21 protein-coding genes, 5 tRNA genes and 1 pseudogene are annotated in these 24,488 nt (G+C 50.1%); 8 read left to right on the plus strand and 19 right to left on the minus strand.

Going from position 1 to position 24,488, the window contains the following annotated elements:
- The 5 genes from BEB54_RS19435 to BEB54_RS19455 form a co-directional block, all read right to left on the minus strand.
- Positions 1 to 75: transfer RNA gene (locus BEB54_RS19435), tRNA-Gln, on the minus strand.
- 48 nt (positions 76 to 123) lie between these two features.
- A tRNA-Met gene (locus BEB54_RS19440) sits at positions 124 to 200 on the minus strand.
- A gap of 15 nt (positions 201 to 215) precedes the next feature.
- Positions 216 to 290, minus strand: a tRNA-Gln gene (locus BEB54_RS19445).
- Between the two features lie 23 nt (positions 291 to 313).
- Positions 314 to 398, minus strand: a tRNA-Leu gene (locus BEB54_RS19450).
- An 8-nt stretch (positions 399 to 406) separates the two neighbouring features.
- Positions 407 to 483, minus strand: a tRNA-Met gene (locus BEB54_RS19455).
- A gap of 331 nt (positions 484 to 814) precedes the next feature.
- Here BEB54_RS19455 and BEB54_RS28645 point away from each other — a divergent pair.
- Complete coding sequence (locus tag BEB54_RS28645; RefSeq protein ID WP_000943486.1) at positions 815 to 1,252, plus strand: hypothetical protein; 438 nt, start codon at positions 815 to 817, stop codon at positions 1,250 to 1,252.
- A 41-nt stretch (positions 1,253 to 1,293) separates the two neighbouring features.
- Here the strand turns inward: BEB54_RS28645 and asnB are convergent, their stop codons facing one another.
- The 5 genes from asnB to nagB all read right to left on the minus strand — a co-directional run bounded on the left by asnB (position 1,294) and on the right by nagB (position 7,393).
- Positions 1,294 to 2,958 (minus strand): asparagine synthase B, encoded by a 1,665-nt coding sequence (gene asnB, locus BEB54_RS19470; protein WP_000337081.1) that lies wholly within the window; start codon positions 2,956 to 2,958, stop codon positions 1,294 to 1,296.
- A 396-nt stretch (positions 2,959 to 3,354) separates the two neighbouring features.
- Complete coding sequence (nagD, locus tag BEB54_RS19480) at positions 3,355 to 4,107, minus strand: ribonucleotide monophosphatase NagD (protein WP_000153129.1); 753 nt, start codon at positions 4,105 to 4,107, stop codon at positions 3,355 to 3,357.
- 47 nt (positions 4,108 to 4,154) lie between these two features.
- Entirely contained in the window at positions 4,155 to 5,375 is a 1,221-nt protein-coding gene (gene nagC, locus BEB54_RS19485) for a DNA-binding transcriptional regulator NagC (protein WP_000187590.1), read from the minus strand.
- A gap of 8 nt (positions 5,376 to 5,383) precedes the next feature.
- Positions 5,384 to 6,532: an N-acetylglucosamine-6-phosphate deacetylase gene (nagA, locus tag BEB54_RS19490; RefSeq protein WP_105277486.1), complete on the minus strand. Its 1,149-nt coding sequence runs from the start codon at positions 6,530 to 6,532 to the stop codon at positions 5,384 to 5,386.
- A 60-nt stretch (positions 6,533 to 6,592) separates the two neighbouring features.
- Entirely contained in the window at positions 6,593 to 7,393 is an 801-nt protein-coding gene (gene nagB, locus BEB54_RS19495; protein ID WP_001237072.1) for a glucosamine-6-phosphate deaminase, read from the minus strand.
- A gap of 332 nt (positions 7,394 to 7,725) precedes the next feature.
- On the opposite strand from nagB, the gene nagE reads away from it, so the two are divergent.
- The 4 genes from nagE to chiQ all read left to right on the plus strand — a co-directional run bounded on the left by nagE (position 7,726) and on the right by chiQ (position 13,966).
- Entirely contained in the window at positions 7,726 to 9,672 is a 1,947-nt protein-coding gene (gene nagE / locus BEB54_RS19500) for a PTS N-acetyl glucosamine transporter subunit IIABC (RefSeq protein WP_105277487.1), read from the plus strand.
- 267 nt (positions 9,673 to 9,939) lie between these two features.
- A complete protein-coding gene (gene glnS, locus BEB54_RS19505) occupies positions 9,940 to 11,604 on the plus strand; it encodes a glutamine--tRNA ligase (protein WP_001287134.1) in 1,665 nt (554 codons plus the stop codon).
- A 579-nt stretch (positions 11,605 to 12,183) separates the two neighbouring features.
- Positions 12,184 to 13,590, plus strand: coding sequence for a chitoporin ChiP (chiP, locus tag BEB54_RS19515; protein WP_001258860.1), 1,407 nt, complete (start codon positions 12,184 to 12,186; stop codon positions 13,588 to 13,590).
- Positions 13,591 to 13,639: 49 nt separating this feature from the next.
- Positions 13,640 to 13,966 carry a ChiQ/YbfN family lipoprotein gene (chiQ, locus tag BEB54_RS19520; protein ID WP_000733584.1) on the plus strand — a complete coding sequence of 109 codons (327 nt, stop codon included), beginning with the start codon at positions 13,640 to 13,642 and terminating at the stop codon, positions 13,964 to 13,966.
- An 83-nt stretch (positions 13,967 to 14,049) separates the two neighbouring features.
- On the opposite strand, the gene fur is transcribed toward chiQ, so the two are convergent.
- The 5 genes from fur to ybfF form a co-directional block, all read right to left on the minus strand.
- On the minus strand, positions 14,050 to 14,496 hold the full coding sequence (fur, locus tag BEB54_RS19525; protein WP_000131702.1) for a ferric iron uptake transcriptional regulator: 447 nt from the start codon (positions 14,494 to 14,496) through the stop codon (positions 14,050 to 14,052).
- Positions 14,489 to 14,575 (minus strand): fur leader peptide, encoded by an 87-nt coding sequence (gene uof, locus BEB54_RS19530; protein WP_001406816.1) that lies wholly within the window; start codon positions 14,573 to 14,575, stop codon positions 14,489 to 14,491. The genes fur and uof overlap by 8 nt, the downstream gene beginning before the upstream one ends.
- 209 nt (positions 14,576 to 14,784) lie before the next feature.
- Positions 14,785 to 15,315 carry a flavodoxin FldA gene (gene fldA, locus BEB54_RS19535; RefSeq protein ID WP_001018618.1) on the minus strand — a complete coding sequence of 177 codons (531 nt, stop codon included), beginning with the start codon at positions 15,313 to 15,315 and terminating at the stop codon, positions 14,785 to 14,787.
- 139 nt (positions 15,316 to 15,454) lie between these two features.
- Positions 15,455 to 15,748 carry a LexA regulated protein gene (gene ybfE / locus BEB54_RS19540; RefSeq protein WP_001300829.1) on the minus strand — a complete coding sequence of 98 codons (294 nt, stop codon included), beginning with the start codon at positions 15,746 to 15,748 and terminating at the stop codon, positions 15,455 to 15,457.
- A gap of 139 nt (positions 15,749 to 15,887) precedes the next feature.
- Positions 15,888 to 16,652, minus strand: coding sequence for an esterase (gene ybfF / locus BEB54_RS19545; RefSeq protein WP_105271851.1), 765 nt, complete (start codon positions 16,650 to 16,652; stop codon positions 15,888 to 15,890).
- Between the two features lie 184 nt (positions 16,653 to 16,836).
- Between ybfF and seqA the strand changes: the two genes are divergently transcribed.
- The 3 genes from seqA to BEB54_RS19560 all read left to right on the plus strand — a co-directional run bounded on the left by seqA (position 16,837) and on the right by BEB54_RS19560 (position 19,746).
- The gene (gene seqA, locus BEB54_RS19550; protein ID WP_000848387.1) at positions 16,837 to 17,382 is read left to right on the plus strand and encodes a replication initiation negative regulator SeqA; all 546 of its coding nucleotides are present in this window, start codon (positions 16,837 to 16,839) and stop codon (positions 17,380 to 17,382) included.
- Between the two features lie 25 nt (positions 17,383 to 17,407).
- Complete coding sequence (gene pgm / locus BEB54_RS19555; protein WP_001295675.1) at positions 17,408 to 19,048, plus strand: phosphoglucomutase (alpha-D-glucose-1,6-bisphosphate-dependent); 1,641 nt, start codon at positions 17,408 to 17,410, stop codon at positions 19,046 to 19,048.
- Between the two features lie 203 nt (positions 19,049 to 19,251).
- Positions 19,252 to 19,746 (plus strand): hypothetical protein, encoded by a 495-nt coding sequence (locus BEB54_RS19560; protein WP_000851056.1) that lies wholly within the window; start codon positions 19,252 to 19,254, stop codon positions 19,744 to 19,746.
- A 40-nt stretch (positions 19,747 to 19,786) separates the two neighbouring features.
- Here BEB54_RS19560 and BEB54_RS19565 read toward each other — a convergent pair whose 3' ends face one another.
- From BEB54_RS19565 to speF, 4 genes and pseudogenes are all read right to left on the minus strand, one after another.
- On the minus strand, positions 19,787 to 20,437 hold the full coding sequence (locus tag BEB54_RS19565) for a DUF2625 domain-containing protein (RefSeq protein WP_105277490.1): 651 nt from the start codon (positions 20,435 to 20,437) through the stop codon (positions 19,787 to 19,789).
- A gap of 123 nt (positions 20,438 to 20,560) precedes the next feature.
- A pseudogene (locus BEB54_RS29395) lies at positions 20,561 to 20,694 on the minus strand (winged helix-turn-helix domain-containing protein); the annotation flags it as partial.
- 91 nt (positions 20,695 to 20,785) lie between these two features.
- The gene (gene potE, locus BEB54_RS19575; protein WP_105277491.1) at positions 20,786 to 22,105 is read right to left on the minus strand and encodes a putrescine-ornithine antiporter; all 1,320 of its coding nucleotides are present in this window, start codon (positions 22,103 to 22,105) and stop codon (positions 20,786 to 20,788) included.
- Complete coding sequence (speF, locus tag BEB54_RS19580; RefSeq protein WP_032183711.1) at positions 22,102 to 24,300, minus strand: ornithine decarboxylase SpeF; 2,199 nt, start codon at positions 24,298 to 24,300, stop codon at positions 22,102 to 22,104. Before speF ends, potE begins: the two co-directional genes overlap by 4 nt.
- Between the last annotated feature and the right edge of the window lie 188 nt (positions 24,301 to 24,488).

Raw genomic sequence — 24,488 nt, forward strand, 5'->3', positions numbered from 1 at the left:
TGGCTGGGGTACGAGGATTCGAACCTCGGAATGCCGGAATCAGAATCCGGTGCCTTACCGCTTGGCGATACCCCAACAAATTGGTTTGTGAATTTGCCGAACGCATTCGACACATTCAGAATTTGGTGGCTACGACGGGATTCGAACCTGTGACCCCATCATTATGAGTGATGTGCTCTAACCAACTGAGCTACGTAGCCAGATTGTTTCTTCGATGGCTGGGGTACCTGGATTCGAACCAGGGAATGCCGGTATCAAAAACCGGTGCCTTACCGCTTGGCGATACCCCATCCGTACAACGCTTTCTGGTGAATGGTGCGGGAGGCGAGACTTGAACTCGCACACCTTGCGGCGCCAGAACCTAAATCTGGTGCGTCTACCAATTTCGCCACTCCCGCAAAAAAGATGGTGGCTACGACGGGATTCGAACCTGTGACCCCATCATTATGAGTGATGTGCTCTAACCAACTGAGCTACGTAGCCATCTTTTTTTCGCGATACCTTATCGGCGTTGCGGGGCGCATTATGCGTATAGAGCCTTGCAGCGTCAACCTCTTTTTCAAGGAAAATTGCTCGAAAGTGACTGTTTGGTTAGGTTGCGAACAGCGTGGCGCTATATTCGTCAATTATTGTTTACTTTGTGTTTTTTCCCCACCCTACAGCCATTCTTTTGTCATACAGGATGAAATTCGGAATTCAACAATAGTGGTAGGAAATTAATCTATGAAATACTGGCCCGTTGCAACAGGACAGGGCAGGGATCGCTACGCCTGCATCTCTGCTACCACTTCAGGCGATTTATTGAGGGAATACTATGCTGCGTTTTATGACGGCGCTGATGGGTGCGTTATTACTTATGCAATCTGCGTTTGCCGATACGGTCAAACCGGAAATCGGTAAATATGTTTTTGGCTATCGTGGGCAGGAAGGCGCTGTGGTGTGGATGATGCGGATAGGGCCGAAAGCCTCTAATGAAGCCCTCATTCAGGTATCGCATGTTGATAATGACATCGATGGCCAGATTTTTCGCTGTAAAGTGAAAGCATTACAGGAAGGTGAAAAATCCTATACCGCCGTAATTAAGGGCAAATCTTTTGAGTTATTACGCCTGAAAGAGGGGAATGGCAGCCTGCATATTCCGGATGAGCAGGCGACCTGGTCGGTGGCCTACAGTGATGAGTTGTCAAACAGTGATGTGGCAAACCCGGAACATTTCCTTACTGCATATCAGAATCAACAAGCAGCTCAATAACTGAAACAGCCCCGGATTTCTCCGGGGCAGTACCGCATTTCTTACTTATAGGCCGACTGGTGAACGCCAACCGCACGACCAGACGGATCGTCCATTTTCTTGAACGCCTCATCCCATTCAATCGCTTTAGCGGAAGAACAAGCGACGGACGGGCCGCCCGGCACGCACTCTGCGGCGCTCGGAAGCGGGAACAATTCTTCAAAGATTTCCCGATACAGATACGCTTCTTTTGAGGTCGGCGTGTTGTACGGGAAGCGGAAGCGGGCAGTTTCCAGCTGTTGATCAGAAACCTGCTGTGCCGCCACTTCTTTCAGGGTGTCGATCCAACTGTAACCGACGCCATCAGAGAACTGCTCTTTCTGCCGCCAGGCCACACTTGCGGGCAAGTACGACTCAAAACATTCACGCAGGATGTGTTTTTCCATTTTGCCGTTACCGCACATTTTATCCTGCGGGTTAATACGCATCGCCACGTCGAGGAATTTTTTGTCGAGGAACGGAACGCGTGCTTCCACGCCCCAGGCTGACATCGCTTTGTTGGCACGCGCGCAGTCATACATATGCAGGGCCAGCAGTTTACGCACCGTCTCTTCATGCAGTTCTTTAGCGTTCGGCGCTTTGTGGAAGTAGAGATAACCGCCAAACACTTCATCAGAACCTTCACCGGACAGTACCATTTTAATGCCCATCGCTTTGATCTTACGCGACATTAAATACATCGGTGTTGAAGCGCGAATAGTGGTCACATCATAGGTTTCGATGTGGTAAATCACGTCGCGGATGGCGTCCAGACCTTCCTGTACAGTGAAGTGAATTTCATGATGCACAGTGCCCAGATGGTTTGCCACTTCCTGGGCTGCCTTCAGATCCGGTGAACCCGGCAGACCTACAGCAAAGGAGTGCAGCTGCGGCCACCAGGCTTCAGAGCGTTCCTGATCTTCCACGCGACGGGCGGCGTATTTCTTGGTGATCGCGGAAATAATTGAGGAATCCAGACCACCAGAAAGCAGCACACCGTAAGGCACATCAGACATCAGATGGCTTTTAACGGAATCTTCCAGTGCCTGACGCAGCTCGTTTTTGTCGGTCACGTTATCTTTCACCGCATCGTAGTCGAACCAGTCGCGGTGATAATAAGAACGGATTTCGCCGTCCTGACTCCATAAATAGCTCCCCGCCGGGAACTCTTTAATCGTGCGGCATACCGGCACCAGGGCTTTCATTTCTGAGGCCACATACAGCTGACCATGTTCGTCATAGCCCATATACAGTGGGATGATCCCCAGATGGTCGCGACCAATCAGATACGCATCTTTTTCGCTGTCGTACAGGGCAAAAGCGAACATGCCCTGCAAATCGTCGAGAAATTCCGGCCCTTTTTCCTGATACAGCGCGAGGATCACTTCACAGTCAGACCCGGTCTGGAACTGGTAACGATCGCCATATTCAGCGCGCAATGCCTGGTGGTTGTAGATTTCACCGTTTACTGCCAGCACATGAGTTTTTTGTTGGTTGTAGAGAGGTTGCGCCCCCGCGTTAACGTCAACAATGGACAGACGTTCGTGGGCGAGAATGGCGTTATCGCTGGCATAAATACCGGACCAGTCCGGGCCACGATGACGCATCAGGCGTGACAGCTCGAGTGCTTTCTTACGCAGCTCAACTGCGTCTGTTTTGATATCGAATACGCCAAAAATTGAACACATAACCTTCTCCGTTAACCTGGTATTTGTTGCTTGTTGTGTTTGCTTGTTTAAAAAAATGCCGCAAAGCAGCACTGTGCGCAAGCGATTTGGCAGGGGGGGAATAAAAAACGTAATGGTGATTGTCGATTGGTGAAAAAAGGTCTGGTGTGAGGATGTATTTATTGATGAATCGATAATTTTTAGCGGGTTTTATTAAATGGTTATATTTTACGGGGGCCAAATTGCTGACAAAGTGCGATTTGTTCATGCCGGATGCGGCGTGAACGCCTTATCCTGCCTACAAAAGCATGAAAATTCAATATATTGCAGGAGCTGCGTAGGCCTGATAAGCGTAGCGCATCAGGCAGTTTGGCGTTTGTCATCAGAGCCAACCACGTCCGCAGACGTGGGTGGTATTCAGATAACGTCGATTTCAGCGACTGACGGGTAAATCCAGCTTGGGCGGAACGGCATACTGTCGATATCGTCGAGCGATGAAACACCAGAAAGCACCAGAATCGTCTCCAGACCGGCCTGGAAGCCCGCCAGAATGTCGGTGCGCAAGTTATCGCCGACAATCACCGTTTCTTCCGAATGCGCCTGCATTTTGTTTAATGCTGCGCGGATGATCCACGGACTCGGCTTACCAACATAGAACGGTTTACGTCCGGAGATTTTTTCGATCCCCGCGCATAGCGCGCCACAGGCCGGATAAAAACCGCGCCCGTGGGTGTCCGGGTTGGTGGCGATAAAGCGTGCACCGTTAGCGACGAAATAGGCTGCTTTATGCATCATGTCCCAGTTGTAGGAACGCGTTTCGCCAACAATCACAAAATCAGGGTTCACATCGGTAATAGTGAAACCGGCTTTGTACAGTTCATGAATCAGTGCGCCTTCGCCCACCACATACGCTTTCTTACCTTCCTGGCGACGCAGGAAATCGGCGGTCGCCATCGCGGAGGTATAAAACACGCTGTCCGGCACATCGACACCCGCAGTGGCAAAGCGGTTCGCCAGATCTTGCCCGGTCTGCGAAGGATAGTTGGTCAGCAACACCAGCGGCAGGCCTTTATCCATAATCCCGTGCAAAAATTCCGCTGCACCCGGTACGGCGACGTTATCGTGCATCAGCACGCCGTCGATATCGCAAATTACATTTTTAATGGTCATGGACTACCCAGAATATTGACAACAATAAGCGCCACTATAAAAGCACATTAATTTTCCAGCAAATGCTGGAGCAAAATACCGTTGAGCATGGCGCGTTTTACCAGCGCAAAAGCGCCGATTGCCGAGCGGTGATCCAGCTCAGAACGTACCACGGGCAGATTGGTGCGAAATGCCTTCAATGCTTGGGTATTAATGCAGCTTTCAATAGCAGGGAGCAGCACTTTATCGGCTTCGGTGATCTCACCTGCGATAACAATTTTTTGCGGATTAAATAAGTTGATAGCAATGGCGATGGTTTTACCCAGATGACGACCGACATACTCAATCACTTCCGACGCCAGACCGTCGCCTTTGTTCGCGGCTTTGCAGATAGTTTTGATGGTGCAGTCGTCCAGTGGCACACGGCTCTGGTAGCCCTGCTTTAACAGATTCAACACCCGTTGTTCAATGGCAGCGTTGGCGGCGATAGTTTCCAGGCAGCCAAAGTTGCCGCAGTGGCAGCGTTCACCCAGCGGTTCGACCTGAATATGGCCAATTTCACCGACGTTGCCGTTGCGGCCAATAAAAATGCGCCCATTAGAGATAATCCCGGCCCCGGTCCCGCGATGGACACGCACCAGAATGGAATCTTCGCAATCCTGACTTGCACCGAAGTAGTGCTCTGCCAGTGCCAGACTACGGATATCGTGACCGACGAAACAGGTCACTTTAAAACGCTCTTCCAGTGCTTCTACCAGTCCCCAGTTTTCCACCTGAATATGCGGCATGTAATGAATTTTGCCGCTGTCCGGGTCAACAAGCCCTGGCAGGATCACGGAAATGGCGATCAGCTCGCGCAGTTTGCGCTGGTAGCTATCAATAAACTGAGCAATGGCATTCAGCAGGGCATGTTCCAGCGTCTGCTGGGTACGTTCTGGCAGCGGGTAATGTTCTTCTGCCAGCACTTTGCTGCTGAGATCAAACAGGGTGATGGTGGCGTCGTGACGACCAAGCCGTACGCCGATTGCGTGGAAATTGCGGGTTTCGGTGACGATAGAGATAGCGCGGCGGCCCCCGGTGGAGGCCTGCTGATCAACTTCTTTAATCAGCCCGCGTTCGATAAGCTGACGCGTAATTTTTGTTACGCTGGCGGGGGCAAGCTGGCTTTGCTCGGCAATCTGAATCCGCGAGATTGGCCCGTACTGGTCAATCAGGCGATAAACCGCCGCGCTGTTAAGCTGTTTTACGAGATCAACATTACCTATCTGAGCTTGTCCGCCTGGTGTCATACTTTCTCTTATTGAGTTACGACCTCGTTACCGTTAACGATGGTCTTGGTGATTTTAAAATCAGGTGTGAATGCAGTCAGGTTGGCTACTTTACCTGCGGCGAGCGTGCCGAGACGTTTCTCAACGCCAATCGCACGCGCCGGATAGAGCGTCGCCATACGCAGCACTTCATCCAGTGCGATACCACAATGTTCGACCAGATTACGCACGCCTTCAATCATGGTTAAGGATGAACCGCTTAACGTACCGTTCTCATCCACACAAAGTCCGTTACGGTAGTATATTGTTTTACCCGCAAAAATGAACTGTTCAATGTTGGCACCTGCTGGTGCGGTGGCATCGGTAACCAGACACAGTTTGTCGCCTTTCAGACGTTTAGCGTTACGAATATTGGCGTAATCAACATGCAGGCCATCAGCGATAATACCGCAATAAATGTCAGCTTCGTCGAGAATCGCGCCCGCCAGGCCCGGTTCACGACCGGTAATATACGGCATCGCGTTGTACAGATGAGTGGCAAAGGTAATCCCCGCGCGGAAACCGGCTTTCGCTTCTTTTAACGTCGCATTTGAGTGACCAGCAGACACTACAATCCCTGCATTTGCCAGTTTACTGATCACTTCCGCAGGAACCATTTCCGGTGCCAGCGTCACTTTGGTAATGACGTCGGCGTTCCCACACAGGAAATCGACCAGCGCGGCATCAGGCTTACGCACAAAGTTCGGATTATGGGTGCCTTTTTTTACCAGATTCAGCCACGGACCTTCCAGATGCAGACCTAACGCCTGATTCGGATGTTTTGCCAGGTACTCGCGCATAACGCGCACGCCCTGTTTCATCAGCTCGTCGCTGGTGGTGATAAGCGTCGGCAGATAGTTGGTGCAGCCCGATTTCTCATTGGCTTTCTGCATGATTTCCAGCGTTTCTACGCTGACCGCTTCAGCAGTATCGTTAAACTGCACGCCGCCGCAGCCGTTTAACTGCACATCGATAAAACCGGGGGAGAGAATGGCCCCGTTCAGTGAACGTTGTTCAATCTCTGGCGGCAGTTCCGCTACCGGACAGACGCTTTTAATCAGGCCATCAGCGATAACAACCGCGTGGTCATCAAGAAATTCGTGGCCGGTAAAGATTCGGCCCTGGGTTAATGCATACATTCTGACCCCCGATTTAAAAAAAATATTGCCCTGAGCAATGCGTCAGGGCAGGGATAACAATTACAGACCTTTGATATTTTCTGCTTCTAATTCATTGAAATATCTTAAAGTCTTAACTTTCAGCTCCATGGTAGAAGGTTCATCGCACACCATGATGGCTTTCGGATGCAGTTGCAGACAGCTGATGGTCCACATGTGGTTCACGCAACCTTCAACGGCGGCTTGCAGCGCCAGTGCTTTCTGGCTGCCCAGCACCAGAATCATTACTTCTTCGGCATCCAACAATGTACCAACACCGACAGTCAGGGCATATTTTGGCACCTGATTGACATCGTTATCAAAGAAACGAGAGTTCGCGACGCGAGTGTCATGAGTCAGGGTTTTGATACGAGTACGAGAAGCCAGAGAAGACGCTGGTTCGTTAAATGCAATATGACCGTCGTTACCTACACCGCCCATAAACAGATGAATTTTTCCGTAAGAACGGATTTTTTCTTCATACTGGCGGCACTCGGCGTCGATATCCGGGGCGTTGCCGTTGAGAAGGTTGATGTTTTCTGCTGGAATATCAACGTGATCGAAGAAATTACGGTGCATAAAGCTGTAGTAGCTTTCCGGATGCTCTTTCGGCAGACCGACATATTCGTCCATGTTGAAGGTGACAACGTGCTTAAAGCTGACCTGGCCTGCTTTATGCATTTCAACTAACGCTTTGTAGGTGGTCATCGGCGTGCCGCCAGTCGGCAGACCCAGAACAAACGGACGATCGGCTGTCGGTTTGAACGCATTGATACGATTGACGATATGGCGAGCAGCCCATTTGCCGACCTGTTCAGCGGTAGTCAGGGGGATCAGTCTCATTATTCACCTCAGTAAGTAAAAAGTAAGCCGTTGGCGGATTAGGCATCTTTAAGCGTAACCTGGATTTGCGCAGACAGGCGTCAATCCGACCTGATTTTTTGAATGATAAAATAAGTTTTCTGGTTTAGCCAGTAAAAGGGAGTGATGATAACGATATTTGGTGACAAAACTCACAAAAGACACGCGTTTAATTTGCGATACGAATTAAATTTTCACACACTCTGTAGCAGATGATCTAACAATCTGATTACAGAACATCGGCAGTACAATTTGCAGCAAAATAAAAATACGGCTTTAAACGAGCCAAATAGGGTTCTCGTAGGGGGAATAAGATGAATATTTTAGGTTTTTTCCAGCGACTCGGTAGGGCGTTACAGCTCCCTATCGCGGTGCTGCCGGTGGCGGCACTGTTGCTGCGATTCGGTCAGCCAGATTTACTTAACGTTGCGTTTATTGCCCAGGCGGGCGGTGCGATTTTTGATAACCTCGCATTAATCTTCGCCATCGGTGTGGCATCCAGCTGGTCGAAAGACAGCGCAGGTGCGGCGGCGCTGGCGGGTGCGGTCGGTTACTTTGTGTTAACCAAAGCGATGGTGACCATCAACCCAGAAATTAACATGGGTGTACTGGCGGGTATCATTACCGGTCTGGTCGGTGGTGCTGCCTATAACCGTTGGTCCGATATTAAACTGCCGGACTTCCTGAGCTTCTTCGGCGGCAAACGTTTTGTGCCGATCGCCACCGGCTTCTTCTGCCTGGTGCTGGCGGCCATTTTTGGTTACGTCTGGCCACCGGTACAGCACGCTATCCATGCAGGCGGCGAATGGATCGTTTCTGCGGGCGCGCTGGGTTCCGGTATCTTTGGTTTCATCAACCGTCTGCTGATCCCAACCGGTCTGCATCAGGTGCTGAACACCATCGCCTGGTTCCAGATTGGTGAATTCACCAACGCGGCGGGTACGGTTTTCCACGGCGACATTAACCGCTTCTATGCCGGTGACGGCACCGCGGGGATGTTCATGTCCGGCTTCTTCCCGATTATGATGTTCGGTCTGCCGGGCGCGGCGCTGGCGATGTACTTCGCAGCACCGAAAGAGCGTCGTCCGATGGTTGGCGGTATGCTGCTTTCTGTTGCTGTTACTGCGTTCCTGACCGGTGTGACTGAGCCGCTGGAATTCCTGTTCATGTTCCTTGCACCGCTGCTGTACCTCCTGCACGCACTGCTGACGGGTATCAGCCTGTTTGTGGCAACGCTGCTGGGTATCCATGCTGGCTTCTCCTTCTCTGCGGGGGCTATCGACTACGCGTTGATGTATAACCTGCCGGCCGCCAGCCAGAACGTCTGGATGCTGCTGGTGATGGGGGTTGTGTTCTTCGCTATCTACTTCGTGGTGTTCAGTGTGGTTATCCGCATGTTCAATCTGAAAACGCCGGGTCGCGAAGATAAAGAAGACGAGATCGTTACTGAAGAAGCCAACAGCAATACCGAGGAAGGCCTGACTCAACTGGCGACCAACTATATTGCTGCGGTTGGCGGTACTGACAACCTGAAAGCGATTGACGCCTGTATCACCCGTCTGCGTCTGACCGTGGCTGACTCTGCCCGCGTTAACGATACGATGTGTAAACGTCTGGGTGCTTCTGGGGTAGTGAAACTGAACAAACAGACTATTCAGGTGATTGTTGGCGCGAAAGCGGAATCCATTGGCGATGCAATGAAGAAAGTCGTTGCCCGTGGTCCGGTAGCAGCCGCCTCTGCTGAAACTGCGCCTGCAACTACCGTGCCTGTAGCAAAACCGCAGGCCGTACCAAACGCGGTGTCTGTCGCGGAGCTGGTATCGCCGATTACCGGTGATGTTGTGGCGCTGGATCAGGTTCCTGACGAAGCATTTGCCAGCAAAGCGGTGGGTGACGGTGTGGCGGTGAAACCGACGGATAAAATCGTCGTATCGCCAGCCGCAGGGACAATCGTAAAAATCTTCAACACCAATCACGCGTTCTGCCTGGAAACCGAAAAAGGCGCTGAGATTGTCGTCCATATGGGTATCGACACCGTAGCGCTGGAAGGCAAAGGCTTTAAACGTTTGGTGGAAGAGGGGGCGCAAGTAAGCGCAGGGCAACCGATTCTGGAAATGGATCTGGATTACCTGAACGCTAACGCCCGTTCGATGATTAGCCCGGTGGTTTGCAGCAATATCGACGATTTCAGCGGCCTTATCATTAAAGCTCAGGGTCATGTTGTGGCGGGTCAAACGCCGCTGTATGAAATCAAAAAGTAATCTGCTTCATGCCTGATGCGACGCATGACGCGTCTTATCAGGCCTACAAAAGCTCAGTCCAGGTTGGATAAGACGCTTAAGCGTCGCATCCAACAATGACGCAGGACTGGCAAAAGCGGTGGAGATCTTCTCTGCCGCTTTTTTTTTCATCAATCATCCCCATAATCTCAGTGAGATTTTCGATTTTCACTAACTAACAGTTGTCAGCCTGTCCCGCTTATAAGATCATACGCCGTTATACGTTGTTTACGCTTTGAGGAATCCACGATGAGTGAGGCAGAAGCCCGCCCGACTAACTTTATCCGTCAGATCATCGATGAAGATCTGGCCAGTGGTAAGCACACCACAGTACACACCCGTTTCCCGCCGGAGCCGAATGGCTATCTGCATATTGGCCATGCGAAATCTATCTGCCTGAACTTCGGGATCGCCCAGGACTATAAAGGCCAGTGCAACCTGCGTTTCGACGACACTAACCCGGTAAAAGAAGATATCGAGTATGTCGATTCGATCAAAAACGACGTAGAGTGGTTAGGTTTTCACTGGTCTGGTAACGTCCGTTACTCCTCCGATTATTTTGATCAGCTCCACGCCTATGCGATCGAACTGATCAATAAAGGCCTGGCGTATGTTGATGAACTGACACCGGAACAGATCCGCGAATATCGTGGCACCCTGACTCAGCCGGGTAAAAACAGCCCGTACCGCGACCGCAGCGTTGAAGAGAACCTGGCGCTGTTCGAAAAAATGCGTACCGGTGGTTTTGAAGAAGGTAAAGCCTGCCTGCGCGCGAAAATCGACATGGCTTCGCCGTTTATCGTGATGCGCGATCCGGTGCTGTACCGCATTAAGTTTGCTGAACACCACCAGACCGGTAACAAGTGGTGCATCTACCCGATGTACGACTTCACCCACTGCATCAGCGATGCGCTGGAAGGTATTACGCACTCTCTGTGTACGCTGGAATTCCAGGACAACCGTCGCCTGTATGACTGGGTGCTGGATAACATCACCATTCCTGTTCACCCGCGCCAGTACGAATTCTCGCGCCTGAATCTGGAATACACCGTGATGTCCAAGCGTAAGCTGAACCTGCTGGTGACCGACAAGCACGTTGAAGGCTGGGATGATCCTCGTATGCCGACCATTTCCGGTCTGCGTCGTCGTGGTTACACTGCGGCTTCTATTCGTGAGTTCTGCAAACGCATTGGCGTGACCAAGCAGGACAACACCATTGAGATGGCGTCGCTGGAATCCTGCATTCGTGAAGATCTCAACGAAAACGCCCCGCGCGCAATGGCAGTTATCGATCCGGTGAAACTGGTTATCGAAAACTATCAGGGCGAAGGCGAAATGGTCACCATGCCGAACCATCCGAACAAACCGGAAATGGGCAGCCGTCAGGTGCCGTTTAGCGGTGAGATTTGGATCGACCGCGCCGATTTCCGCGAAGAAGCTAACAAGCAGTACAAACGTCTGGTGCTGGGTAAAGAAGTGCGTCTGCGTAATGCTTACGTCATTAAGGCTGAACGCGTGGAGAAAGATGCCGAAGGCAACATCACCACCATCTTCTGTACTTATGACGCCGACACCTTAAGCAAAGATCCGGCAGATGGTCGTAAAGTGAAAGGCGTTATTCACTGGGTGAGCGCGGCACATGCGCTGCCGGTTGAAATCCGCCTGTACGATCGTCTGTTCAGCGTGCCGAACCCAGGTGCTGCGGATGATTTCCTGTCGGTGATTAACCCGGAATCGCTGGTGATCAAACAGGGCTTTGCTGAACCGTCGCTGAAAGACGCGGTAGCGGGCAAAGCATTCCAGTTTGAGCGTGAAGGTTATTTCTGCCTCGACAGCCGCCATTCTACGGCGGAAAAACCGGTATTTAACCGCACCGTTGGGCTGCGTGATACCTGGGCGAAAGTAGGCGAGTAGTTTTAAGTTCTACCAGGCCGGGTGAGGCATTTACGCCACATCCGGCAAGAAACATAGAAACAGTTTCAAACGCTAAATTGCCTGATGCGCTACGCTTATCAGGCCTACATGATCTCTGCCATATATTGAATTTGCGTGCTTTTGTAGGCCGGATAAGGCGTTCACGCCGCATCCGGCAAGAAATAGCAAACAAACCCAAACGCCGCGCTCCGCGGCGTTTTTTTTCTGCTTTTCTTCGCGAATTAATTCCGTTTCACAATTTATCCATAAAACAAATTTAAAATCACAAAGCATAATTAAATAAAATGTAACCGCTTTCATCTTGCTGGAAACTCAGGCTTTTATTCTTTTGTAAACCTTTCAACTACAAACTTAAGCCTTGTAACAAAAATCATCAAAATATGTGCGGTTGCTCATGTTCTTACATTCTGGTTACAGAAAGAGATTGATAATTCGCGTCGCGAAAAATAGTCTGTTCCTGTAGTCAGCGAGACTTTTCTCAACGCTACTTTTTTAATTTTTATTTTTTTCGCTGTTCACCTTTGGTGCAGCAATTTATACGTCAAAGAGGATTAACCCATGCGTACGTTTAGTGGCAAACGTAGTACGCTGGCGCTGGCTATCGCCAGTGTTACAGCAATGTCGGGCTTTATGGCAATGCCGGAGGCTCGCGCCGAAGGATTCATCGACGATTCAACCTTAACCGGCGGTATCTATTACTGGCAGCGTGAACGCGACCGTAAAGACGTTACCGACGGCGACAAATACAAAACCAACCTTTCTCATTCCACCTGGAACGCCAACCTCGATTTTCAGTCTGGTTATGCTGCTGATATGTTCGGCCTTGATATTGCCGCGTTTACGGCGATTGAAATGGCGGAAAACGGCGACAGCTCTCACCCGAACGAAATCGCGTTTTCAAAAAGTAATAAAGCCTATGACGAAGACTGGTCCGGCGATAAAAGCGGTATAAGCCTGTATAAAGCAGCGGCCAAATTTAAATACGGTCCGGTGTGGGCGCGGGCAGGTTATATTCAGCCAACCGGTCAGACGCTGTTAGCGCCGCACTGGAGCTTTATGCCGGGTACTTATCAGGGGGCGGAAGCGGGGGCGAATTTTGATTACGGCGATGCTGGTGCGTTGAGTTTCTCCTACATGTGGACCAACGAATATAAAGCGCCGTGGCATCTGGAAATGGATGAGTTTTATCAGAACGATAAAACCACTAAAGTTGATTATCTACACTCCCTTGGGGCGAAGTACGACTTCAAAAATAACTTCGTACTGGAAGCGGCGTTTGGTCAGGCGGAAGGGTATATTGATCAGTATTTTGCCAAAGCCAGCTATAAATTTGATATCGCCGGTAGCCCGTTAACCACCAGCTACCAGTTCTACGGTACGCGCGATAAAGTTGACGATCGCAGCGTCAACGACCTTTACGACGGCACTGCCTGGCTGCAAGCGTTGACCTTTGGTTACCGGGCGGCTGACGTAGTGGATTTGCGTCTGGAAGGCACCTGGGTTAAAGCCGACGGTCAGCAGGGATACTTCCTGCAACGTATGACTCCAACCTATGCTTCCTCGAACGGTCGCCTGGATATCTGGTGGGATAACCGTTCTGACTTCAACGCCAACGGCGAAAAAGCGGTCTTCTTCGGTGCGATGTATGACCTGAAAAACTGGAATCTTCCAGGCTTCGCCATCGGCGCTTCCTACGTTTACGCATGGGATGCTAAACCCGCTACCTGGCAGAGCAATCCGGATGCGTACTACGACAAGAACCGGACTATTGAAGAGTCTGCATACAGCCTGGATGCGGTCTACACCATTCAGGACGGTCGCGCCAAAGGCACGATGTTCAAACTGCACTTTACCGAATACGACAACCACTCCGACATCCCAAGCTGGGGCGGTGGTTACGGCAACATCTTCCAGGATGAGCGTGACGTGAAATTTATGGTAATCGCACCATTCACCATCTTCTGATGCCCGACGCGGCAGGTTTTGTGCTTGCCGCACGTTTGAGGAATTTGCAATGAAAAAACTGATTCTCATCGCCATGATGGCATCGGGGCTGGTGGCTTGTGCACAATCCACCGCGCCACAGGAAGACAGCCATCTGAAAGAAGCTTACAGCGCCTGTATCAACACCGCGCAAGGTTCGCCGGAAAAAATTGAAGCCTGTCAGAGCGTGTTAAACGTGCTGAAGAAAGAGAAACAACATCAGCAATTTGCCGAGCAGGAAAGTGTCCGTGTGCTGGATTATCAGCAGTGCATTCAGGCAACGCAAACCGGTAATGACCAGGCGGTGAAAACCGATTGTGATAAGGTCTGGCAGGAAATTCGCAGCAATAACAAATAAGTGAGAGCTGTAACTCTCGCTTTTCTTATGTCCCTTGTATAAAAAAGCCAACCCGCAGGTTGGCTTTTCTCGTTCAGACTGGCTTATTTGCCTTCGTGCGCGTGCTCATCTTCGCGGCAATCGCCTTCGGCACAGTGACCGTAAAGATAGAGACTATGGTTAGTCAGGCGAATGCCATGTTTTGCGGCGATTTCACGCTGACGCGCTTCGATGGAATCATCACTAAATTCGATAACCTTACCGCAGTCGAGGCAGATCAGGTGATCGTGGTGATGTTGCTGTGTCAGTTCAAATACGGATTTACCGCCTTCAAAATTGTGGCGGGTGACGATACCAGCATCGTCAAACTGGTTCAGTACGCGATAAACCGTAGCCAGACCAATTTCTTCACCCATATCGATCAGACGTTTGTATAAATCTTCCGCACTGACGTGATGGTTGTCCGGCTCCTGAAGAACTTCCAGGATTTTCAAGCGAGGAAGCGTTACTTTCAGGCCAGCTTTCTTTAGGGCGGTATTGTTATCAGTCATGCGGAATCTGTCCTGTTACTAAGCGGTTCACTTCATTAGAAGAAGTGACAGAATTTGCTCTTGAGATAATGCGTATCATTATAGAATTGCCACGCCTAAATGAAAACCACAAGTCCCTGGCAAATATTGTTAATAAAAACGTGGCTCAGCTTACATTTACAACGGCAAGGCCACTTGAACACCGGAACATTGTACAGGTACCACGTCAAAAGTTACAAATTTGTAGCAATTATTTTGATTGGCATTATCTATTAATACGGCGTAGACATGAGTCTACGCCGTATTACATCAGGCATTGAGAATTTCGTCGAGATGCAGCTCTTCAGAAATCTGTTTAACCCATTTTTCTACACGTTCAGCGGTCAGTTCCGGCTGACGATCTTCGTCGATAGCCAGTCCGACAAAGTGGTCGTCATCTGCCAGACCTTTTGATGCTTCGAAGTGGTAGCCCGCAGTTGGCCAGTGACCAACGATAGTTGCGCCGCGCGGTTCAATGATGTCGCGGATGGTGCCCAATGCGTCACAGAAGTATTCAGCGTAATCTTCCTGGTCACCACAACCAAATAGCGCAACCAGTTTACCATTGAAATCAATCTCTTCGAGAGTCGGGAAGAAGTCATCCCAGTCACACTGCGCTTCGCCGTAATACCAGGTTGGGATGCCCAGCAGCAGAATGTCATATGCTTCCAGATCTTCTTTGCTGCTTTTTGCAATGTCATGGACATCGGCAACGTCTTTACCAAGCTGTTTTTGAATCATTTTTGCGATATTTTCGGTATTACCGGTGTCGCTGCCGAAAAAGATGCCAGTGATAGCCATGAGTGAAATAACCTCTTGAAACTTATTGAAATGGGGGTGGAAAATTGCCCACGGATAAAGGCAATCATAGCAGAACAGGCAGTCTTGCGGAATCAGCAAACGAGCAGGACTGCACACTGTGCTACATGAAAGTGGAAAATTAAACGATGCCCTGGCTACGCAGCGCCGCCAGTTGCTGCATTAACATCTCTTCGATCAGTTCGCTACGGCTCATATTGCGCGATTCCGCCAGCTCGTTCAGCGCCTCGACAGCTTCCGCGTTCAGCTTCAGTTCGACACGCTTAAGGCCACGTACTTTGTCGCGTTTTAGCTGGTTGCGTTTATTAATACGCAGCTGTTCATCGCGCGAAAGCGGATTAGTTTTCGGTCGTCCCGGTCGACGCTCGTGCGCGAACAGATCTAATGTCGTACGGTCCGTTTGTTCTTTGGCCATGATCTTGGTGACTTCGGGGGAAACAATCAGCCAGGCGCCTGCCCGGATGGATAGCGCGCCATAATACATCAGCGCGATGAGTCACGCCAACGCCCACGCGCGGAAAGCGACGCGGACGCTGGGTTTTTAATCAGTTACGTTAATCATTGAGATAGCGACGGATAGCGCGTAATACAGCATCCGGTTTTTCAGCATGGACCCAGTGACCCGCGCCAGCAATCACATGCGCTCGTGCCTGTGGAAATTGTGTCAGTAAATCATCACGATACTGCTCGCTAACATACGGAGAATTGCCGCCTGGGATAAACAGGGCAGGGTGATCCCATGCCGGGATTTTCTCCCAACCCACAATATGCGGATACTGATCCCACAATACCGGCACGTTAAAGCGCCACTCCCCGTCAACAAAAGATTTCAACAGAAACTGAATCACCCCTTCTTCATTAAGATGCTGGCGCATTACTGCCGCTGCTTGCTGGCGAGTTTGCGCGTCGGATTCACTGACTGCGTTGATAGCCGCGAAAATCTCATCATGACGGCGTACGTGATAGTCGACCGGCGCGATATCAATCGCCACCAGTTTATCGATGCGATCGGGGGCCAGTGCAGTCAGTGCCATCACCGCTTTGCCGCCCATTGAGTGTCCAATAAATGTCGCTTTATCGATCTGCAGTGCATCCAGGGTATCAACAAGATCCTGCGCCATCGCCGGGTAATTCATCACCGGATCTCTCGGGGAAAGACCGTGGTTACGCATATCAACCTGGATGATATTGTGATCGTTTACCAGATCGCGAGCCAGTACGCCAAGGTTGTCGAGGCTGCCAAACAGACCATGGACAAGAACGATGGGAGAATTATTGTGCTGGTTTTGTGCAGTTTGCGCGCGGATATTCAATTTCATGGCAAAGTTCTTTTTTTCGCGTTGTCGGGTTAGGGTATTATGTTGACCATTGTGCCACAGGGCTGCAACAAATAAGGTTTAATCCGAGTTTTTCTGCAAGCCAGGCTTGACGCTATCCGCTGCCGGGATTTATTCATATACTCCTGGCGACTTGTATTCAGCTAAGACACTGCACTGGATTAAGATGAAAACGATTGAAGTTGATGATGAACTCTACAGCTATATTGCCAGCCACACTAAGCATATCGGCGAGAGCGCATCCGACATTTTACGGCGTATGTTGAAATTTTCCGCCGCATCACAGCCTGCTGCTCCGGTGACGAAAGAGGTTCGCGTTGCGTCACCTGCTATCGTCGAAGCGAAGCCGGTCAAAACGATTAAAGACAAGGTTCGCGCAATGCGTGAACTTTTGCTTTCAGACGAATACGCAGAGCAAAAGCGAGCGGTCAATCGCTTCATGCTGCTGTTGTCTACACTATATTCTCTTGACGCCCAGGCGTTTGCCGAGGCCACGGAATCGTTGCACGGTCGTACACGCGTTTACTTTGCGGCAGATGAACAAACGCTGCTGAAAAATGGTAATCAGACCAAGCCGAAACATGTGCCAGGCACGCCATATTGGGTGATCACCAACACCAACACCGGCCGTAAATGCAGCATGATCGAACACATCATGCAGTCGATGCAATTCCCGGCGGAATTGATTGAGAAGGTTTGCGGAACTATCTAAAACGTTGCAGACAAAGGACAAAGCAATGGCAATCCACAATCGTGCAGGCCAACCTGCACAACAGAGTGATTTGATTAACGTCGCCCAACTGACGGCGCAATATTATGTACTGAAACCTGAAGCAGGGAATGCGGAGCACGCGGTGAAATTCGGTACTTCCGGTCACCGTGGCAGTGCAGCGCGCCACAGCTTTAACGAGCCGCATATTCTGGCGATCGCTCAGGCAATTGCTGAAGAACGTGCGAAAAACGGCATCACTGGCCCTTGCTATGTGGGTAAAGATACTCACGCCCTGTCCGAGCCTGCGTTCATTTCCGTACTGGAAGTGCTGGCAGCGAACGGCGTAGATGTTATTGTGCAGGAAAACAATGGCTTCACTCCGACGCCTGCCGTTTCCAATGCCATCCTGGTTCACAATAAAAAAGGTGGCCCGCTGGCAGACGGTATCGTGATTACACCGTCCCATAACCCGCCGGAAGATGGTGGTATCAAGTACAATCCGCCAAATGGTGGCCCGGCTGATACTAACGTCACCAAAGTGGTGGAGGACAGGGCCAACGCACTGATGGCCGATGGCCTGAAAGGTGTGAAGCGTATCTCCCTCGACGAAGCGATGGCATCCGGTCATGTGAAAGAGCAGGATCTGGTGCAGCCGTTTGTGGAAGGTCTGGCCGATATCGTTGATATGGCGGCGATTCAGAAAGCGGGCCTGACGCTGGGCGTTGATCCGCTGGGCGGTTCCGGTATCGAATACTGGAAGCGTATTGGCGAGTATTACAACCTTAACCTGACCATCGTTAACGATCAGGTCGATCAAACCTTCCGCTTTATGCACCTCGATAAAGACGGCGCGATCCGTATGGACTGCTCCTCCGAGTGTGCGATGGCGGGCCTGCTGGCACTGCGTGATAAGTTCGATCTGGCATTTGCTAACGACCCGGATTATGACCGTCACGGTATCGTCACTCCGGCAGGTTTGATGAATCCTAACCACTACCTGGCGGTGGCGATCAACTACCTGTTCCAGCATCGTCCGCAGTGGGGCAAAGATGTTGCTGTCGGTAAAACGCTGGTTTCATCTGCGATGATCGACCGTGTGGTCAATGACTTAGGCCGTAAGCTGGTAGAAGTCCCGGTAGGCTTCAAATGGTTTGTGGATGGTCTGTTCGACGGCAGCTTTGGCTTTGGCGGCGAAGAGAGCGCGGGGGCTTCCTTCCTGCGTTTCGACGGTACGCCGTGGTCGACTGATAAAGACGGCATTATCATGTGTCTGCTGGCGGCGGAAATCACCGCTGTCACTGGTAAGAACCCGCAGGAACACTACAACGAACTGGCAAAACGCTTTGGTGCGCCGAGCTATAACCGTTTGCAGGCAGCTGCGACTTCCGCACAAAAAGCGGCGCTGTCTAAGCTGTCTCCGGAAATGGTGAGCGCCAGCACCCTGGCTGGTGACCCGATCACCGCGCGCCTGACGGCGGCACCGGGCAACGGTGCTTCTATTGGCGGTCTGAAAGTGATGACTGACAACGGCTGGTTCGCCGCGCGTCCGTCAGGCACGGAAGACGCATACAAAATCTACTGCGAAAGCTTCCTCGGTGAAGAACATCGCAAGCAGATCGAGAAAGAAGCGGTTGAGATTGTTAGCGAAGTTCTGAAAAACGCGTAAACACATTAAATAAGAAAAAGGGCGGTCGGAAGATCGCCCTTTTTACTTATGATAGCCTGATACGCTACGTTCATCAGGCCTACGAGGATGGTGCAATATATTGAATTTGCACTATTTTGTAGGACGGATAAGGCGTTCACGCCGCATCCGGCATGAACAACGAGTACTTTGCCAACAAACTGAATAGCTCAAGGGAATTCCGAATGAAGACCAAAAGGAGTCTGGTCGTCAGAGTGGCATTAATTACCGCCACACTACTGCTGACAGCATGCGCCCAACCTGAACAATCATCATTAGCTGGTGACTGGTTACTGACCCCTAAAGATAAAACCAGAGGATTAACGGGTAGCATTGCGGTAAATATTGCGCCTTCCCGGTGTAAGACAAATTGCCGTGGCGATAACTTACCTGATAATACCCGCCGCTGGCAGTTGTCAGGCGGGAACGAAAAAGAACTTACTTATCTTCATGATATGTCAGCACAAGAAAAGACCGGTTTAAATCCTGAATGGCAATGCTACACCTCATTTTTTATGGGGATTTGCCAGGGTAAGCCCGGCACTCGACCGATAGTTAATGAGGATTATGTCAGCGAAAGCGGATTTTTTGGCTCGATGATGCATGTCGGGATTATTGAGTTGCGACGCTGTCAGTCAGAAAATTGCCAGCAAGAATTGAAAGCGATAAACACACATTAAAATAGCGAGTCCGGGAATGAAACCCGGACCTGAACATGTCTTATTGCGTGATTGTTTCTTTCATTTGATACTGCATTTCCCAGAGTTCAGTAAGCGAAATAACTTTTCTTGTTCTTGCTTCTTCACTTTGTACCCATAAGAAAGGGTAGAAAGTGAAGGCTTCCGTTGCCGATAATTTTATTACGTCTTCTTGCCATTGCGGCCAGCGTACATTTTCATAGAAGGTATCTAAATCACCGGATAATGCCCACTGAAGAAACTCAGAATATCCAACCTCCAGACTTTCCCAACTCAGCGTATCTGGCGCAAAATAATAAACGCAGCCAGTATCTTCCCCAAGATCGCCACCATTAAGAGCAAAAATTCCCCCTGCGACATCATCGGCGATGGGTAAAGCCCGCACGCTTGCGAATTCAGGGCGTTGTGTCCAACTTGCTGGATCTCGTGGTAACCGGGGGTGACCAGAGCCTGCTATGCGTAACCAACCGTTATCAATCAGCAGACCTCCGGAGCCATAGACAAGCGCACCCATCGGTGATTTTGTTGTAACCTGTAATTGATAAAGTGCGGTTTCGGCTAAATCTTTATTAACCGGTAAGAGTTCGGCATGGTTTGTGGCTTCTTTTAACCAATTCTGGATTATTGTCCAGGCTGAATCTTCAGTATTTACTAACTGACTCACTTCACGCATCGCTACTTGCTCCTTGTGTGCTACGGTGTCATTTATGATGAGGCATTGTATGGGACATTTTTTAAATATTAAGTTCCTTATATTTGAATAAAAAATGACTTTATCCATACATTGCCACTTTTTTCAAAGCATAAACCGATACCCAATACCGGTTTCAGTAATGAAATGGCGGGGCGGACGAGATCCTGTTCCAGTTTTTGTCGCAAATGCCTCATATAATTACGCAAATAGTTGCTGTGTTCGACCGCGTTTGGACCCTACACCTGCCGGATGCGGCATAAATAACGAACTCTTTGTCAACAAACAGAAAGGGCGATCATTCAATCGCCCTTTTTTATTTCGCTTTTTTTAACCGTGTTTGTTTTTCAGTTCAAAGCGTGGTGATACCAGACCATACAGTGTCCAACCAAGGAAAGTCACGATGGAACCGTACAGCATGGCTTCTTCCCCGGATGAGTACAGCGCATAGAAACTGTACATCGCACCAACAAAGGCAACAAAGTTTGCTACTTTCGCTTTTGATGGTGGCACATTGGCGACCTTCTGAATAATGACTAATGCCGCCATCGACAGAATATATGGGATGATATTGGTCACCACGGCCAGGTTAACCAGCACGTTGAACTGGCTGTTCAGTGACGGGCTAATGGTCATCAGTGACAATCCACTCTGAATAATCACAATGGTCAACATCCCCTGAACCGGTGCATCCACTTTGGTTACACGGGAGAAAATTTTAGGGAAGTAGCCTTCATCAGATGAAGATTTAAACACCTGGGCAATGGTGAACTGCCAGCCAAGTAGCGAACCGCAGCAGGACATCACCATCAGCGCCATAATGACTTTACCCACTTCCGGTGTGAACATTTGCGCGAAGGCCAGACCAAATGGTGCCGTTGAATTTGCCAGCTCCATATTGGGCACAATCCCGGCAATCACGTTGGTGGAGACGATATAAATCACCGCCGCACCTAACGTACCGCCGAGTACCGCGATTGGCACATTACGTTCCGGGTTTTCCACTACATCAGTATTCGCACACGCAGACTCCAGACCAAGAAAAGCCCACAGCGTCATGGCGATGGAAGAACCTACCGCACTGAAGAACGGTGCATGATGCGGATTCCAGGAATCAACGTAAAGTGTCGGGCTAAACCAGAACCAGCCGATAACGCACAGGCCTACCACCGGAATAATGACCCCCCACACGGTAATGCTACTGATTTGCCCGGTAATGCGCGCACCACCAAAGTTAGCCACGGTACAAATCCACAGCACTCCGATGGTTGCCAGACCAATCTGCACTGGTGACAAACTCGCGCCGAGCAGTTCGGTGCCGTAACCAACTGCCGAAATAGCAATCGCCACGTTAGCAATCAGCAGCGAGACGCCGTAGGTATAGTTCGCCATAAAGTTACCGGATTTACCGAAAGCATACTCGGCATAACCGCCCATACCGCCTGATTTACGGCTGAACATACCGCATTTTGCGAATGCCCATGCCAGCGCCATTGAGCCTACGGCTGTCACCAACCAGGAGATTATTGAGATTGTCCCAACTTCGGCAAGCTTTGTCGGCAGCATGATGATGCCGGAGCCCATCATGTTGACCATCGTCAGTATGGTTAACTGAACGACGCCCATTTTGTTCGATTTAGCCTGACTCATAATTTTTCCCCTTTCAACAGGGTGCTTTGCGCATCACGAGGCTTGATGACATAGCACCAAACTTGCTTACGACCATCATGTTCTTCGATATAGACACCCTGCAGCTCCGGTGCAAAACCTGGCAGCAGGTTGATCCCTTCTTCCAGAGCGCTGAAGTAACGCAGAACAGCACCACCCCAGATTTCACCCGGAACAACACACAGCACACCCGGAGGATAAGGAAGCGCACCTTCGGCAGCGATACGGCCTTCTGCATCCGGCAGACGAACCAGCTCCACTTCACCGCGTAAATAGGCGTAGTTGGCTTCTTGTGGATTCATGCTGACGCGTGGGAAGTGCTCCTTACGGAACATCTCTTTTTGCAGTTGTTTCACGTTGTGACGGGCATACAAATCATGCATTTCCTGGCACAACTGACGCAGGGTATAACCGGCGTAACGCTCTTCATGCTGTTTGTAGATGGAAGGCAGTACTTCCGCCAGGGGCGCATCAGCTTCCAGTAGTTTTTCGAAGCGAACCAGCAGGGCAACAAGTTGCTGAAGTTTGGCCATATCTTCTGCCGGAGTCAGCAGGAAGAGTATGGAGTTAAGATCGCATTTTTCCGGCACTACGCCATTTTCGCGCAGGAAGTTAGCAAGAATCGTCGCGGGTACACCGAACGCTTCGTATTCGCCGTTACGTGCATCAATACCTGGGGTTGTCAGCAACAGTTTGCACGGATCGACAAAGTATTGATTCTCTGCGTAACCTTCAAAAGAATGCCAGTGCTCACCGGGTACAAATTTAAAGAAGCGCAGATCAACCGCAATTTGCGCTGTTTCATACGATTGCCAGGGTTTACCATCCACCAGTTCAGGAACGAACGGACGAATGTGCTGGCAGTTATCGAGGATCAATTTGCGGGCATTAATACCGTTAACCACACAATCCATCCACATATTACGACCGCTGACACCTTCATGCATTTTGGCGTTAATATCCAGTGCGGCAAACAGCGGATAGAACGGGCTGGTGGAGGCGTGCATCATAAAGGCGTTGTTCATGCGTTTGTGCGGTACATAACGCTGTTGCCCTTTGATATGGCTGTCTTTTTTATGAATTTGTGAAGTCTGAGAAAAACCAGCCTGCTGCTTATGTACAGATTGCGTAACCAGAATACCCGGATCGTTCTCATTAAGCTCCAGTAGCAGCGGCGAACAGTCCGCCATCATCGGAATAAACTGTTCATAGCCGACCCATGCTGAGTCAAACAGGATGTAGTCACACAGATGACCGATTTTATCCACCACCTGGCGGGCGTTATAAATAGTACCGTCGTAGGTGCCTAACTGAATCACAGCGAGGCGGAACGGACGCGCCTCTTTTGCCCGTTGCGGTGCAACTTCTCTAATCAGTTCACGCAGATAACTTTCTTCGAAGCAGTGCGCATCAATACCACCGATAAAACCATACGGGTTACGTGCTGTTTCCAGATAAACCGGTGTTGCACCAGCCTGTAGCAAGGCCCCGTGGTGGTTAGACTTATGGTTATTGCGGTCAAACAGCACCAGATCACCCGGTGTTAGCAGGGCGTTTAAAACCACTTTGTTGGAAGAGGAGGTGCCGTTTAAAACAAAGTACGTTTTATCGGCATTAAACACTTTAGCCGCATGTTGCTGTGCAATGCATGGCGCACCTTCATGAATCAGTAGATCGCCCATTGCTACGTCGGCATTACACAAGTCGGAGCGGAAGAGCATTTCGCCAAAATATTCCACGAACTGATTGCCTGCCGGATGGCGACGGAAAAACTCACCCCCCTGATGACCCGGGCAGTCAAAAGCGCTATTGCCCTGATTGACATAATCGACCAGTGCGCGGAAGAAGGGCGGGCGCAGCTGCGTTTCATAATGGCTGGCGGCGGTTTCTAACTGACGTCCGTAAAATTCTTTCCGTGATTCGCAATGCTCGAAGACACCAGTAATACGTGGCAGATATTCTGCTGGTACACGTTCTTCATTTTCCGTTGCAATAAAAACAGGAATGCCATAGCCAGTAGCGTCTATTTCATCGAGTTTTCCACGTTCAACATCATTGACTGATAAAATAATGGCGGCAACGTCAATATAATTACTTTCGTCAATATTCACGCATGCACGATGAGTGGAAAAACAATCCGGGCAAGAACGACTAACGGCAATTTTTAATTCTGACATTTTGTTCATCTCTTTATTTCAGGTAATAGCAGGTCCTCAATTTCTCAAAGGAGAAATCGATCACGCCGGAAAAAAAGCAAAACTCCACCGCTGATAAATAAATCAGTAGTTTGCTTTTTGCAGATGCAATAACCCAGACCAGCCCGGTAACTGGCTATACTCGTCATACTTCAAGTTGCTAGTGCTGC

Source organism: Escherichia sp. MOD1-EC6021, assembly GCF_002965245.1.
Classification (GTDB): domain Bacteria; phylum Pseudomonadota; class Gammaproteobacteria; order Enterobacterales; family Enterobacteriaceae; genus Escherichia; species Escherichia coli_F.

Bases quoted from the DNA above. Each gene is read 5' to 3' on its own strand.
- nagD (WP_000153129.1), bottom strand. From the start codon at position 4,107: ATGACCATTAAAAATGTAATTTGCGATATCGACGGCGTGCTGATGCAC.
- BEB54_RS19565 (WP_105277490.1), bottom strand. From the start codon at position 20,437: ATGCGTGAAGTGAGTCAGTTAGTAAATACTGAAGATTCAGCCTGGACA.
- nagA (WP_105277486.1), bottom strand. From the start codon at position 6,532: ATGTATGCATTAACCCAGGGCCGAATCTTTACCGGCCACGAATTTCTT.
- asnB (WP_000337081.1), bottom strand. From the start codon at position 2,958: ATGTGTTCAATTTTTGGCGTATTCGATATCAAAACAGACGCAGTTGAG.
- pgm (WP_001295675.1), top strand. From the start codon at position 17,408: ATGGCAATCCACAATCGTGCAGGCCAACCTGCACAACAGAGTGATTTG.
- nagE (WP_105277487.1), top strand. From the start codon at position 7,726: ATGAATATTTTAGGTTTTTTCCAGCGACTCGGTAGGGCGTTACAGCTC.
- seqA (WP_000848387.1), top strand. From the start codon at position 16,837: ATGAAAACGATTGAAGTTGATGATGAACTCTACAGCTATATTGCCAGC.
- ybfE (WP_001300829.1), bottom strand. From the start codon at position 15,748: ATGGCCAAAGAACAAACGGACCGTACGACATTAGATCTGTTCGCGCAC.
- BEB54_RS19560 (WP_000851056.1), top strand. From the start codon at position 19,252: ATGAAGACCAAAAGGAGTCTGGTCGTCAGAGTGGCATTAATTACCGCC.
- ybfF (WP_105271851.1), bottom strand. From the start codon at position 16,652: ATGAAATTGAATATCCGCGCGCAAACTGCACAAAACCAGCACAATAAT.
- chiQ (WP_000733584.1), top strand. From the start codon at position 13,640: ATGAAAAAACTGATTCTCATCGCCATGATGGCATCGGGGCTGGTGGCT.
- fur (WP_000131702.1), bottom strand. From the start codon at position 14,496: ATGACTGATAACAATACCGCCCTAAAGAAAGCTGGCCTGAAAGTAACG.
- BEB54_RS28645 (WP_000943486.1), top strand. From the start codon at position 815: ATGCTGCGTTTTATGACGGCGCTGATGGGTGCGTTATTACTTATGCAA.
- nagC (WP_000187590.1), bottom strand. From the start codon at position 5,375: ATGACACCAGGCGGACAAGCTCAGATAGGTAATGTTGATCTCGTAAAA.
- potE (WP_105277491.1), bottom strand. From the start codon at position 22,105: ATGAGTCAGGCTAAATCGAACAAAATGGGCGTCGTTCAGTTAACCATA.
- uof (WP_001406816.1), bottom strand. From the start codon at position 14,575: ATGATACGCATTATCTCAAGAGCAAATTCTGTCACTTCTTCTAATGAA.
- fldA (WP_001018618.1), bottom strand. From the start codon at position 15,315: ATGGCTATCACTGGCATCTTTTTCGGCAGCGACACCGGTAATACCGAA.
- chiP (WP_001258860.1), top strand. From the start codon at position 12,184: ATGCGTACGTTTAGTGGCAAACGTAGTACGCTGGCGCTGGCTATCGCC.
- nagB (WP_001237072.1), bottom strand. From the start codon at position 7,393: ATGAGACTGATCCCCCTGACTACCGCTGAACAGGTCGGCAAATGGGCT.
- speF (WP_032183711.1), bottom strand. From the start codon at position 24,300: ATGTCAGAATTAAAAATTGCCGTTAGTCGTTCTTGCCCGGATTGTTTT.
- glnS (WP_001287134.1), top strand. From the start codon at position 9,940: ATGAGTGAGGCAGAAGCCCGCCCGACTAACTTTATCCGTCAGATCATC.